Origin of the sequence: Xanthomonas prunicola, from assembly GCF_002846205.1 — a bacterium.
GTDB classification, from domain to species: Bacteria; Pseudomonadota; Gammaproteobacteria; order Xanthomonadales; family Xanthomonadaceae; genus Xanthomonas; species Xanthomonas prunicola.
Genome location: NZ_PHKV01000003.1, coordinates 162,809 through 175,778 on the forward strand (window position 1 = coordinate 162,809; position 12,970 = coordinate 175,778).

Consider the following 12,970-nt stretch of genomic DNA (forward strand, 5'->3'; position numbering starts at 1 on the left):
GCTCCTTCGTTTACAGACTGTTCGGTCCGATACAGGACTGAAGCCACTGTAAGCGCTGCGCATCTCACCACTTGTGACAGGGCGCGCCGATCCCTACACTGGCGACGTCAGCGTTTTACTGCTTTCCCCGGGGGTGCACTGGTTTCGACGGGGGTCGCGAAGTCGCTTGGCGCATGCCGAGGGGGCAGCTTTCCTCGTTAATCCAGCAGCAAACTTTTAGTTGCCAACGATGACAACTACGGTTCGGACTTCGCTATCGCCGCTTAATTGGCTTTAGTTGTAGTTCTACAGCCGCCTAAGGCGAACCCCCGAACCTACTTGTGCCCGTGCTCGTAGGTGTAGGGTCATTATCACGGAACCATCGGTAGTGGCTGCCTGTCAGCTACCGGTTAGATAAAGCAGGCTGGTTTCCAGGTGCGCTTTGCCAACCGTGCTGCCTGGGAATGAGATCTAACGGAGGGCTAAGCATGTAGTGCTGGGGATGGAGTGCTTCCGGACGGCGGTTCGATTCCGCCCACCTCCACCATCTGATCGCGGAAGAAAGCAGTAAGTGCTTGATTTCGCGAAGGTTAGGCCCGGGGTTTGATGTTCAGTTTGAGCCTGCGTTAGGGATCAAACGAGGTATCAAACCCCGTGCCGAAGCCGTATTTTCTGCGCCGCCCTGCTGGGCTCTATGTGCGCTTCTTCGTCCCGACCGACCTGCAAGCCCTCATTGGCTCGCGCTACCTTGTCCGTCCCGTTCGCTTGCCCCTGGATGATGCTGCCCGTCTGGCCGTGGCACGAACTGCTGTAGCACTCTCGGACGCATTCGATCGGATGCGGCGGGAGCAAGCAGCATGAAGGACGATTTGCTGAGCCAGGCTCTGGCCGCATTGCAAGGGAGCCAAGCCCGCCCCTACACCATCAAGGTCGGCGGGATGGAACTGTCTGCTGACGCAGCCGAAGATCATGCCCGGTTGCTCGAAGCGCTGAAAAATCTGCCGTTGCCCTCTTCCACCGAAGTGACGAAGAGGGCCGGGCCGTTGTTATCTGAACGCGCAGCCATCCATGTTCCTGAGATGAAACGGGTCGGTCGAAGTGCGACCAACATCTTCGACACCGAATACAGCCTGGGCTGGTTCGTTGCATTGGTTGGCGACAAGCCTGTGGAAGACTACAAAGCCGATGACGTGCGGAGCTTCCTAGAAGCCATCGAGCAGGACCCCAGCAACGCGAGTAAAAAAGCAGAGTTTGCAGGACTGGCTCCTGCTGACATATTGGAAAAAGCCAAAAAAGGCAGTTACGCCAAGCTTTGGATGCGCACGAAGGAAAGGCATCGAGATCGTTTGGCTGCGTTTTTTAATGCGTTGGCCAGTGAAGATCTGATCAGCAAAGCACCACACAAGGCCATTATCAATCGGTCGAAGGCAAGCACCTCCCAAGGACGCAGCGATCTGGACTAGTCCAAATTTTACTTGGCGCCGCATCTCATTAGGTAATATTCATAGCTAATTACGACTATTTATGCCTAATTTTTAGCTTGAGCAGGCATAATGGCACACCAAGCAAGAGGAGCTCTGTGTGCCGATATACATGGTTAGTTTCGAGTGTAAGAACAATGCCAAAGATTACACAAGCTTATTTTTCACAATTAAATCAATTGGGCACCCTTGGTCCAACCACATAGGGTCGACTTGGCTTATCGGCCATCTGGGAAACGCAAGCACCATACGCGACGTGTTAAGGCGGCACCTTGACCAGGAGGATCCCCTTCTCGTGGCTAAGATGGCAAAGAAAGACGCTGCGTGGTCCGGCTTTTCAACGATGAGTTCTGAATGGCTGTTGCGACACCTCAGCTAGACGATTTTCCGCCGGCTTATGAGATCGCTGCGTTAGGCATAGGCGACAAGCGGATATCTAGAGCCTTTGCGGCAAAGCGGCTTATCCCGCAAATCTTAAATTATATATACCCAAAATTGCATAGCACTATCAAGGAGGATCACTGTTGAGCATTATGGCAACTCGGCACGTGGGCGATTACCTGCTTACAGCCCACGTCACCCCGTCTGGCGGTAATTTTCTACCCGAGCTCCTGATTTCGAGGCCCGGCGGTATCACACTTCACCGCTACCCAGTCCCCAGTGTCGCCTTCCCGGATCGGGACGAAGCGTACGCCTACGCCAGGCACTGGATGATCACGTGCTATGTGTCGAGCACAGGCTCAATAAGCGCAGCCTAACAGCTGCTTGGCATCAGTCCTGACCTTCCACACCCAGGTAGCGGCTAAATGCCTTCGTGATCCAGTTCCCCTGCCCGTTCATGGTGTCTGCTTTGGCCTGGGGAAATAATCGCTTGTGACCATTAGCCTTTCAGTCCTCCACCCAGTCCCAAAATCCTAGCGCCAACAGATCCGGATGCAGCGGCACTGTCCGCAAGCTCACTTCGGTCTTGCCCTTCTGGTGCTCACCCTCGTCCGAAATCCGGATGCATGGCATGTCGTCCTCATTGAACACATCGGCCACCAGCAGCTGCCCCACCTCGGAGGCGCGCGCCCCGGTGTAGAGCCCGATGAGCGCCGCCCAGCGCGCATTCGGCGGGAACCGTGAGACATTGACCGGCGAGAAGACCGCATGAATTTGCTCACGATCAACAGCCTTAAACCCAAGCTTCCGTCGAGCCCGCCGTTCCCTTACCAATAGCTGACATGCCCCTTGGCCGGGTTATCGCCTTGAGGGTAGTGAGCGGAGACCATGGCCCAATCGAAAAATCCTCCCTTCCCGCCCATGTTGCTCTGCTTGTTCGTCAGCATTGGTGTGGACGCACCCTCCTTCCGCATCTGCTGATACCAGCGAGCTAAGTCTGACCGCGTGATGGTATGGATCTTCGTCTTCTCACCCAGGTAGTCCACCAATACTTGGATGGCCGACTTCTTGATGACATAGCTCTTGGGCAAGGTGCGTCCCTTCAAGGTCGCCAACCATGCATGCCGCGCCTTCCCAAGCGTCATTGGCTCAAGGGTCGAGCCGAGCGTGGCGGCATACGCTGCCACTGCCGGTGGCGGCGCCGGCAGTGGGACTAGTCGTTCGCCTTCCGAGCCGAGGCCTTCGTGGAGTTGTCGAAACAGCCTCACGCCTTTGGTGCTGTCGATTTGCCAACGCTTGAGGCATCAAAGCAGGCTCAGCTGGAAGACGGGAAGTGCTCTAGGGTCAATGGCTTGCGTAAGGGCGTCTTCAGGCTCCGCCCACCTCCGCCAAACAACGGTCCTAAGACGACCGACTAAGGCCGGGAATTCTCGATGCAGAGGGTTCCCGGCCTTTTTCATAGGCGTTGCGAAAGACCGATGCCGGCTAAGCGCGCTGCGTCAGTTAGTGACGTTCACTGCGTATTCGTGTTTCGCCGCTACGGACACCGGCACCGGCAAGGGCGTCGGCAGGGACGCATCGCCGCGGAGTTGATCGAATAATGCGAGCAACTCGCTGGCTTCGTGGTGCAGCAAGACCAGGGCGCTTTTGTTGGGCTCTTCCATGCACGTGCTCCAGAGACGCTCGACGGCGTCCTGATCACGTCACAGCAAACTGCGTGCCAGCATTCCAGACACGTTGCTCAAGCGTGTTCGCGCTGCTCTTGCGCTTTGGCGTGCATGGCTTCGAGTGTGACCATACCGGCAATCCGGGCGGCGGCCATGGCACTGCGGTGGTCCGGAAAGCTGGGCGAGAGCGCAGCGCCTGCCAGGTTCCCAGCTCCGCCGACGCCGATCTGTGCGATATCCCAGCCGGCAACCCAGCCTTGGGCGGATGTGTCGCCTTTGGCGGCGTAACAGGTCAGTTGGTAGTTGCCTAGAAAAATGACCAACGGCTGCTCTTCTGAATGGGGACACACGAGGATACCGCCACGTCGCTGCGACCGGGTCAGCTGTGCCGTCTGCCAGCTGACCCGCCAAGCAGAGTGGAGCGTAGGCACGCGGCTTGCATCGACCTCAACCAGACAATCGTGCCGGGGAACGCGGTGGTAAACAAACGAACGAAACGCCGCGCTGCCGGGGCGCTGCTGGTAGGCGGACTGATCTTTGTGCTGATCGGCGTGGGTGGTTATCTCACGACGCGGCAGACGCTGTCGGCCGCCAGCTGGGTGACGCATACACAGGAGGTCATTGCCAGCATCGATGAGATTCAGGCGGGCATCCTGTCGGCGGAATCGTCGGTGCGCGGCTATGTGCTGACCGACAACGAGGCCTTTTTAGGCATCTATGCCGATGCGATCGGACGCTTGCCCGAACGTATCGTGCGGCTGGATGCCTTGGTGCAGGACAACCCGGTACAGCGGCGCAATGTCGCGACACTCGGCCGGCTGGTGGATGGGCGCATTGTGCAGATCGACGATCTGTTGCACAGCTATCGCAAGCAGGGCCTGGACGGCGCACGGACGTCGATCGCACGTGGCGTGTTCCAGACCTCTTCGTCGCTACGCCGCCAGGTTCAGACCATGACGGAGCTTGAGCGCCAGCAGTTGGTGCGGCGGAACGACGCCACCACGCGCAGTGCGCAATGGGTGCTGTGGGTGACGGTGATCGGTATTGTCAGCGGACTGCTGGTGATGCTGCTGGCCTACCGATTGCTGTCGCGCGAGCTGGAACGGCGCACGCGTGCCGAAGACGAGGCCAGCCATACCAGCGAGCGCCTGACCGAATCGTTTGCGGCACTTGAACGCACCTCTGCTGGTCTGGAGGCGCTGTCGCGGTACTCAGGGTTGCTGCAGAACTGCCGCGATGCCGAAGAAGCGCTGGAAATCACCGCACGCACGATCGCGCCGCTGATGCCTGGCGCAGCGGGCGCGGTGTATCTGCTGCGTGCCTCGCGCGATCGCGCCGAACAAGTGGTCGCCTGGGGCACGATGGCCGACGACGCCGGTGCCAGCATCGCACCGGACAACTGCTGGGCGCTGCGTCGCGACCGCACCCATGTGGTGATGGACGCCAGCCAGGGCATGCTGTGTCAGCATGCCGGCGTCAATCTCCCGCCGCATGCGGGCACGGCCTGCATTCCGCTATCGGCGCAAGGCACGCAATTGGGAATGCTGGCGTTGCGCAGCGAAGACCCAAGCGATCTCGCATCGCTGACCGTCGCCGAGGCGGCAGCGGAGCAACTGTCGTTGGCGCTGCACAACCTGCGCTTGCGCGAAACGCTGCGCCAGCAATCGATCCGCGACCCGCTGACAGGTCTGTACAACCGCCGCTATCTGGAAGAAGCCCTCAATCACGAACTGGCGCGCTGTACGCGTCGGGTGCTGCCGCTGTCGGTGCTGATGCTGGATGTGGATCACTTCAAGCAATTCAACGACCTGCATGGGCATAGCGGTGGCGACCGCGTGCTGGCGGCCATCGGCGAGTTGCTGCTGTCGCAAACCCGCGGTGAGGACATCTGCTGCCGGTACGGCGGCGAAGAATTGACGATCATCCTGCCCGAGGTGGATCTGCCCACCGCCTGCATGATGGCCGAGAAACTGCGCGCCGGCATCGAGGCCTTGCAGGTGATGGGCGATGGCGTCTCACTGCCGAAGGTCACCGCATCGTTCGGCGCGGCCAGCTTCCCCGACCACGCCGGCACCGTGGCGCAGTTGCTGCGGCGGGCGGACGAGGCGTTGTATCGCGCCAAACAGGGTGGCCGCAATCAAGTCGTGAGTGCGCACGTGCTCGCAACCGCGGCGTGAGCGCCGGCGGCAAAGCCTGCTTCGCCAAGCTCCTGCAGAGGCATGGTCACGCGGTCGATTCTGGTATCCGAATTCAGCGCTTGCGCCTTGCGGCTGTGGACGCGAGCGACTGCACGACACCGCTTGCGTCATTCACCCGCGCGCATTGCAGTGACGGGCGCGCACGCAGATGCACTCGCACGCAGGACAAGGCATCAACCGCAGGCGTGGCCAGCGTCATCGGTGGGAATCAGGCCAGCGCCGGCCAGCATGCCATCGATGCGGGTGCGTACATAGGCCGCATCGTCCTGCGTCGCGCTGCGCAGGATCGCTTCCGCACGCGCCTGGAAATCCAGATAGTCGAAGTCCGCATCTTCATCTGCCGACAACTTCGGCAACGCTTCCTGCAACGCGTCCAGGCGCATCTCGAGTTCTTCGCGGGCGGGCATGGCAGACTCCGACGACAAAGACGATACGGTTGCCGCAAGAACGTCAAGGATGTGCGAAGCCTTGCGCTGCAACGCTTCATTTTCCTACCCGGCGCGCAGATGCAGACACGCTCAACTTTGAAGACACCCCGCCGATAATGTTGCCGACTCCTACAGAACCTTCCCTGTGATCCTCCACCTGCGGCGGGATTTCCGCCTTGGCATCGTCAAGATGCTTGGGCCAATCACTGCGCTGTTGCTTTGCCTCTATGCGGTGTACCTGGCCATGACCGGTCAGGTGGTTGCTTGCCTGGTCACCATGTCGCTGGGCTTGCTCGCGGTCTGGCGCGGCTGGCAGATGCGTAGCGCCGAACAAACCGGCGCCGGCGGCGTGTGGCTGGCGTCGATCAATGTCGGCGGGTGCCTGGTTGCATGCTGGACCGGTGGCGATGGCGCCCTGCCCTGGCTGTTCCCGGTCCTGGCGACCAATTATTTCTTGTGCGGGCCGCGACGCGCGGTGTTGTTGAGCCTGCCACTGCTGGCCGCGTTGCTGTTCTTGCCCGGCTTGATCACCAGCCCCGGCCAGGGCGTTTCGACGATTGTGGTGACGCTGGTGACGCTGGCGGTGGGCTACGTGTTTTCGCTGCGGATGCAGGACGACCGCGTGCATCTGGAAGAGCTGGCCTCGCTGGATGCGCTGACCGGCTTGCCCAATCGCCGCATGCTTGAACGCGCACTCACCCATCAGATCGATCAACGCCAACCGCATGATCGGCTCAACAGCCTGATTATCCTGGATCTGGATCATTTCAAAGAGGTCAACGATCTGTACGGGCATGCCGCAGGCGATGCGGCGCTCTCGGATCTGGCCACCATCCTGCGCTTCGAAGTACGCGAACCGCATCAGGTATTCCGCTTTGGCGGCGAAGAATTCGTGGTGCTGTTGCGGGCCGGTTCGCTTGCGGAACTGGAAGCGGCCACCGAACGCTTGCGCAAGGTGATACGCAACGGCCTGCGTGGACCGGGCGGGCGCATCACCGTCTCGCTGGGTGCGGCACGGCACGACGGCGAAACGCATTGGCAGGACTGGTTTTCGCGTGCCGATGCAGCACTGTATCTGGCCAAGAACGGCGGACGCGACAGCGCGCGGGTTGCAGGGTAAGCGCCACCAGCCAGCGTGCATGCCCCTGGCATGCAGACGCACATGGCAGATGGATTGAAGGCACCCGGGGCGAATGCAATTCGTGCTGCCGACCGTGTCAGTAGCAACCCGAAGCCCGGCGTGAGCGAACGCACGGCGACGGATGCGCGGCCGATCTTGCCAACGGTCTTGCGTAAACGCGTTGGACCATAGCCAGCGGCCTATCGCTTATCGCCACAGCCCAGCCTGCGGGGCGACCCATTGGCCGCCCCGCCTGCAGCGTTCAACGATTGACCACGGCCACCGGTGCCGCAGGCGCTTGGTCCTGCTTCCAGCCACCGAGCGCCTTGTACACGCCGACCACGCCGACATTCACTGCCGCCTCGGCCTGCGCCAATGCATCGTCGGCGGCCAGCTGGGTGCGTTGCGCATCCAGCAGGGTGAGGAAGTCTTCCGAACCCTCGCGGTAGCGGATTTGCGCCAGTTGCTCGGCACGCCGCGCGGCATTGGCCTGCTCCACCACGATGGCCAAACGTGCCTGCTGGCGACCATAACCGATCAACGCGTTCTCGGTGTCTTCCAGCGCCAGCAAGACGGCTTGCTGATACTGCGCCAACGCACCTTCAGCCTGCGCCTTGCTGGCACGCAAGCGCGCACGTACGGTGCCGAAGTCGAAGGCCGCCCAGCTGATCGACGGGGTCACCGACCAGGCCTTGGCGTTGCCCTCGGTCAACCTGGCCGCATCGCCGGACAGGAAGCCGACAAACCCGCTCACGCTGATGCGCGGAAACAGATCGGCAGTGGCCACACCCACTTGCGCGGTGGCCGCCGCCAACCGACGCTCGGCGCTGCGCACATCGGGGCGCTGCCGCAGCAAGCCGGCGGTATCGCCCAGCGGCAGCGGGCGCGCGAACGCCGGCATGGTGCGCGCAACCAAGGTGGCATCCAGGGCATCCGGCTGCTGGCCGAGCAAGACGGCCAGGCGATGACGGTATTGCGCTTCTGCGGTCTCCAGCAGCGGAATATCCGCTTCGATCGCCTTCAACCGCGCCAAGCTGCTCTGCACATCCAGCTCGCTGCCGGCACCTAGGTCCCACCGCGTCTGCGTGAGCTTCTGGGTGTCGTGCAGATTGGTGAGCGTGCGCTTGGAGACCTCCAACTGCTTCTGGGTGCCGCGCAATTGGAAGTAATTGCGCGCCACTTCGGCAGCAACGGTGACCTGCACATCCTGCAGGTCGGCCTGCTCGGCATCCAGATCGGCACGCGCCGCCTCCGATGCGCGCCGCTGGCGGCCGAACAGATCCAGCTCCCAGGCCGCATCCAGACCGAGCGTGGTTTGCTCGGTGAGAAAGCGCTGATTACCGGCGACCACCTGCTGCTGTTCGCGACGATCAAAACTGCTTTGCGCGGTGATGTGCGGCGCCTGATCTAGTCGGCGTTCGACGAACACCGCGCGTGCCTGCTTGACGCGCGCCACGGCGATGCGCAGGTCGTGGTTGGCGAACAAGGCGTCGCGCACCAGTTGCTCCAGCACCGGGTCGTCGAACTGCGACCACCAGTTGCCTACCGGCGACTGCGTGCTGTACGCCGGATCCTGCGCGCCTTGCAGCGTCACTGCGGCAGGTGGTTCGGGGCGGTAATCCGGCCCGACCGCGCAACCGCTGAGCACCAGCGCGGCCAGGGTGAGGCCCAGGACGTTCCTTACCATGGCAACACTTCTCCCAAATGCGTGAAGCTGCCGGTGGCGCCGTGCGCGTCGAGCAGCGCCATCTGCACGCTGCTGTAGGCGCCCTGCTCCACCTCGATTTCGCCGCCACCACCGTTCATGTCGGTTTTGACATAGCCCGGGTGCACGGTGTTGACCTTGATGGCGGTGTCGCGCAACTCGTAGGCCAGATGCACCGTCCAGCTGTTCAACGCGCTCTTGGAAGCGTCGTAAGCGGGAATCTTGAAGTCGTAGATCGGCGAGCCGGGCTGGCTGTGCAAGGTCAGCGAGCCGAGGATGCTCGACACGTTGACGATGCGCCCGGCCAGCGAGCGACGCAGCAGCGGCAGGAAGGCTTTGGTCACCTCGACCACGGCGAACAGGTTGGTGTCGAACGTGCGCTTCCACACCTCCAGGCTCTGCTGCGACGGAGCGCGCTGCATGTCCTCGATCATGATGCCGGCGTTGTTGATCAGGATGTCCAGATGGCCATGACGCTGCTCGACCGTGCCCACCGCGGCGGCAATGCTGATGTCGTCGTTGACGTCGAGCTGGATGGCCTCCACCGGCAGGCCTTCGGCCTGCAATTTCAGTGCGGCGGCGACTGCGTCGTCGCGCTTGCGGCCGGCCAGCAGCGTCTGCACGCCGGCGGTGGCCAATTGCCGAACGGTCTCCAGGCCGATACCACGGGTGGCGCCGGTGACTAATGCGATCTTGGTGTTGCTCATGTGTAAGTCCTTCGAATGTATGTAGGGGGATGCAACGCGCGCTTAGGCGTTGACGTGCGCATGGTCGTGCGCAACGGCAGGCGGCGTCGCGGGCCCGCGACGGGTCACCCACTTGCGCAGGGCCACGTAAAACACGGGAGTCAGGAACAAGCCGAACAAGGTCACACCGAGCATGCCGGCGAACACCGTGATGCCGGTGACCGAGCGCACTTCGGCACCGGCGCCATGGCCGAACACCAGCGGCACCGTGCCGGCGATGAAGGCAATGGAGGTCATCACGATCGGACGCAGGCGCAGGCGGCAGGCTTCCAGTGCCGCTTCAACAATGCCCTTACCGTGCATTTCCAGTTCGCGGGCGAACTCCACGATCAGGATCGCGTTCTTGCACGCCAGGCCCATCAACACCACCAGGCCCACCTGCACGAACACGTTGTTGTCGCCACCGGTGAGCCACACACCGAACAGCGCAGACAACAAGGTCATGGGCACGATCAGGATCACTGCCAGCGGCAGGGTCCAGCTTTCGTACAACGCGGCCAGCACCAGGAACGCCAGCAGCACCGCCATCGGGAACACGATCAATGCGGAGTTGCCTTGCGTGGACTGCTGATAGCTCAGGTCGGTCCATTCGATGTTCATGCCGTTGGGCAGCACCTGCGGCGCCATGCTGGACAGCTTCTGCATTGCTTCGGTGGACGACAGCACGCGCGGGTCCGCTTCGCCGATGAGGTCGGCGGCCGGGTAGCCGTTGTAGCGGATCACCGGATCCGGGCCATAGGTCTGACCCAGTGTGACCATGCTGCCGATCGGCACCATGTCGCCGTTGGCATTGCGCGTGCGCAGGTTGGCGATGTCTTCGACGCTGTCGCGGAACTGTCCATCGGCCTGGGCGATCACCTGATAGGTGCGACCGAAGCGATTGAAGTCGTTGATGTAGGCCGAGCCCAGATAGGTTTGCAGCGTGTCGAACAGGTTGGTCAGCGGCACGCCTTGCGCCTTGGCCTTGTCGCGGTCGACCTTGGCATCGAGCTGCGGCACGTTGGCCTGGTAGGTGCCGATCGGGAACTGCATGCCCGGCGTTTGCGAGATCGCACCGGACATCGCATTCACTGCAGTCTGCAACTGGCCATACCCCAGACCGGCGCGGTCCTGGATGTACAGCGAGTAGCCCGAGCCCTGGCCCAAGCCCAGAATCGGCGGCGGCATGAAGGCGAACGCAAAACCCTGCTGGATCTGGCTGATGCGCGCATTGATTTCCGCATTGATCTGCGCGGCAGTACGACTGCGCTGACTGAATGGCTTGAGCGTCAGGAACACCGTGCCGGTATTGGGCGTGTTGGTGAACTGCAGCGGGTTCAGACCGGGGAATGCGATTGCGTGATCCACGCCTTCGGTCTGCAGCGCGATCTGGGTGATCTGACGGATCACCTCATTGGTGCGCTCCAGGGACGATCCTTCCGGCAGTTTGGTACCGGCGATCAGGTACAGCTTGTCCTGGGTCGGAATGAAGCCACCCGGCACCACATTGAACATGAAACCGGTACCGACCAGCAGCAGCAGATACACCACAAACACTGCACCACGCTTGCCCAGCGCACGCGACACCGCACCCTGATACTTGTGCGAGCTGGTGTTGAAGAAACGGTTGAACGGGCGGAACAACCAGCCGAACAAGCGGTCGATCAACCGCGACGGGCCATCCTTCGGTGCGTCGTGCGACTTGAGCAGCATCGCCGCCAGCGCCGGCGACAAGGTCAGCGAGTTGATCGCCGAAATCACCGTGGAAATGGCGATGGTCACCGCGAACTGCTTGTAGAACTGGCCGGTCACGCCCGACAGGAACGCCATCGGCACGAACACCGCGCACAGCACCAGCGCGATGGCGATGATGGGGCCAGACACTTCGCGCATCGCCTGATGTGCCGCCGCCAGCGGACTCAGACCTTCTTCGATATTACGTTCGACGTTTTCCACCACCACGATCGCATCGTCGACCACGATGCCGATCGCCAGCACCAAGCCGAACAGGCTCAGCGTATTGATCGAAAAGCCCAGCAGATACAACGCGGCGAATGTCCCAACCACCGACACCGGCACCGCCAGCAATGGAATGATCGAGGCGCGCCAGGTCTGCAGGAACAGGATCACCACCAGCACCACCAGCAGCACCGCTTCCAGCAGCGTGTGCACCACCGCGCTGATCGAGTCACGTACGAACACGGTCGGGTCATAGGCGGCCGACCACGCCATGTCCTGCGGGAACTGCTTTTGCAGCTCGGCCATCTTGGCGCGCACGGCGTCGGACAATTCGATCGCATTGGCACCGGGCGACTGGAACACGCCCATGCCCACGGCGTTCTGGTTGTCCAGCTGCGAGCGCAAGGTGTAGTTGCCGGCGCCCAGTTCCAGACGCGCCACATCGCTCAAGCGCACGATCTCGCCGCTATTGCCGCTGCGGATCACGATATTGCCGAACTCTTCCTCGGTCGTGAGGCGGCCCTGCGCATTGATCGAGAGCAGGAAATCGCTCTTGTTCGGCATCGGCTCGGCGCCGAGCTGGCCGGCGGAGACCTGCACGTTCTGCTCGCGGATGGCGGCGACCACATCGCTGGCGGTGAGCCCGCGTGCGGCCACCTTGTCCGGGTTCAACCAGATGCGCATGGCGTAGTCGCCGGCACCGAAGATCTGGATCTGGCCCACGCCCGGCAGGCGCGACAGCTCGTCCTTGACCTTCAAGGTGGCGTAGTTGCTCAGGTACAGCGAGTTGTACTTGCCCTTGGGCGAAGTCAGATGCACGACCATGGTCAGCGTCGGCGATTGCTTCTGCGTGGTCACGCCCTGTCGGCGCACGTCTTCGGGCAGACGCGCCTGCGCCTGGCTGACGCGGTTCTGCACCTGCACCTGTGCCTGGTCCGGATCGGTGCCGGGCTTGAAGGTCACGGTGACCACCAGCACGCCGTCCGAGCCGGCCACCGACTTCATGTACATCATGTTTTCCACGCCGTTGATGGCTTCTTCAAGCGGCGTGGCGACGGTTTCGGCGATGACCTTGGGGTTGGCGCCCGGATACACCGCGCGCACCTGCACGCTCGGCGGCACCACTTCGGGGTATTCGCTGATCGGCAACAGCGGCATGGCAATCAAGCCAGCCGCGAAGATGATGATCGACAGCACCGCGGCAAAGATCGGCCGGTCGATGAAAAAACGGGAAAAGTCCATGGGAATGGTCCTGAAAGAGGTTGCCGCCGGGTGGCGGCGCGGCACAGCGGCCCCGGACCGGCCTGGTGACGAGGCCGGCGGTCAT

Annotated in this window: 8 protein-coding genes, 1 other RNA gene and 2 pseudogenes; 4 read left to right on the top strand and 7 right to left on the bottom strand. The window is 62.0% G+C overall.

Annotated elements, in window-relative coordinates:
* Positions 1–129 precede the first annotated feature (129 nt).
* Together ssrA and XpruCFBP8353_RS10730 are read left to right on the top strand one after the other, a co-directional pair.
* Positions 130–526: a transfer-messenger RNA gene (ssrA, locus tag XpruCFBP8353_RS10725) on the top strand.
* 107 nt (positions 527–633) lie between these two features.
* Positions 634–1,421, top strand: a pseudogene (locus tag XpruCFBP8353_RS10730) (integrase); the annotation flags it as partial.
* 813 nt (positions 1,422–2,234) lie between these two features.
* Here XpruCFBP8353_RS10730 and XpruCFBP8353_RS10735 read toward each other — a convergent pair.
* From XpruCFBP8353_RS10735 to XpruCFBP8353_RS10740, 3 genes and pseudogenes are all read right to left on the bottom strand, one after another.
* A pseudogene (locus XpruCFBP8353_RS10735) lies at positions 2,235–3,139 on the bottom strand (integrase); the annotation flags it as partial.
* Between the two features lie 201 nt (positions 3,140–3,340).
* Positions 3,341–3,505, bottom strand: coding sequence for a hypothetical protein (locus tag XpruCFBP8353_RS23705; RefSeq protein WP_157935121.1), 165 nt, complete (start codon positions 3,503–3,505; stop codon positions 3,341–3,343).
* 77 nt (positions 3,506–3,582) lie between these two features.
* Positions 3,583–3,831 carry a hypothetical protein gene (locus XpruCFBP8353_RS10740; protein ID WP_101363234.1) on the bottom strand — a complete coding sequence of 83 codons (249 nt, stop codon included), beginning with the start codon at positions 3,829–3,831 and terminating at the stop codon, positions 3,583–3,585.
* Positions 3,832–3,984: 153 nt separating this feature from the next.
* Between XpruCFBP8353_RS10740 and XpruCFBP8353_RS10745 the strand changes: the two genes are divergently transcribed.
* On the top strand, positions 3,985–5,685 hold the full coding sequence (locus XpruCFBP8353_RS10745; RefSeq protein WP_108723533.1) for a sensor domain-containing diguanylate cyclase: 1,701 nt from the start codon (positions 3,985–3,987) through the stop codon (positions 5,683–5,685).
* A 194-nt stretch (positions 5,686–5,879) separates the two neighbouring features.
* Here the strand turns inward: XpruCFBP8353_RS10745 and XpruCFBP8353_RS10750 are convergent, their stop codons facing one another.
* The gene (locus XpruCFBP8353_RS10750; protein ID WP_101363235.1) at positions 5,880–6,185 is read right to left on the bottom strand and encodes a hypothetical protein; all 306 of its coding nucleotides are present in this window, start codon (positions 6,183–6,185) and stop codon (positions 5,880–5,882) included.
* A gap of 94 nt (positions 6,186–6,279) precedes the next feature.
* Between XpruCFBP8353_RS10750 and XpruCFBP8353_RS10755 the strand changes: the two genes are divergently transcribed.
* Positions 6,280–7,254, top strand: coding sequence for a GGDEF domain-containing protein (locus XpruCFBP8353_RS10755; RefSeq protein ID WP_101363236.1), 975 nt, complete (start codon positions 6,280–6,282; stop codon positions 7,252–7,254).
* A 262-nt stretch (positions 7,255–7,516) separates the two neighbouring features.
* Here the strand turns inward: XpruCFBP8353_RS10755 and XpruCFBP8353_RS10760 are convergent, their stop codons facing one another.
* The 3 genes from XpruCFBP8353_RS10760 to XpruCFBP8353_RS10770 are packed head-to-tail and all read right to left on the bottom strand — an operon-like array spanning position 7,517 to position 12,885.
* Positions 7,517–8,941, bottom strand: coding sequence for an efflux transporter outer membrane subunit (locus XpruCFBP8353_RS10760; RefSeq protein ID WP_101363237.1), 1,425 nt, complete (start codon positions 8,939–8,941; stop codon positions 7,517–7,519).
* The gene (locus XpruCFBP8353_RS10765) at positions 8,935–9,666 is read right to left on the bottom strand and encodes an SDR family oxidoreductase (RefSeq protein WP_101363238.1); all 732 of its coding nucleotides are present in this window, start codon (positions 9,664–9,666) and stop codon (positions 8,935–8,937) included. The genes XpruCFBP8353_RS10760 and XpruCFBP8353_RS10765 overlap by 7 nt, the downstream gene beginning before the upstream one ends.
* Before the next feature lie 42 nt (positions 9,667–9,708).
* Positions 9,709–12,885, bottom strand: a complete 3,177-nt coding sequence (locus tag XpruCFBP8353_RS10770) for an efflux RND transporter permease subunit (RefSeq protein ID WP_101363239.1) — start codon at positions 12,883–12,885, stop codon at positions 9,709–9,711.
* Positions 12,886–12,970 lie beyond the last annotated feature (85 nt).

What these genes read in the sequence shown, in the direction of transcription:
- XpruCFBP8353_RS10760 (WP_101363237.1), bottom strand. Translation starts at nt 8,941, where the DNA reads ATGGTAAGGAACGTCCTGGGCCTCACCCTGGCCGCGCTGGTGCTCAGC.
- XpruCFBP8353_RS10770 (WP_101363239.1), bottom strand. Translation starts at nt 12,885, where the DNA reads ATGGACTTTTCCCGTTTTTTCATCGACCGGCCGATCTTTGCCGCGGTG.
- XpruCFBP8353_RS10765 (WP_101363238.1), bottom strand. Translation starts at nt 9,666, where the DNA reads ATGAGCAACACCAAGATCGCATTAGTCACCGGCGCCACCCGTGGTATC.
- XpruCFBP8353_RS23705 (WP_157935121.1), bottom strand. Translation starts at nt 3,505, where the DNA reads ATGGAAGAGCCCAACAAAAGCGCCCTGGTCTTGCTGCACCACGAAGCC.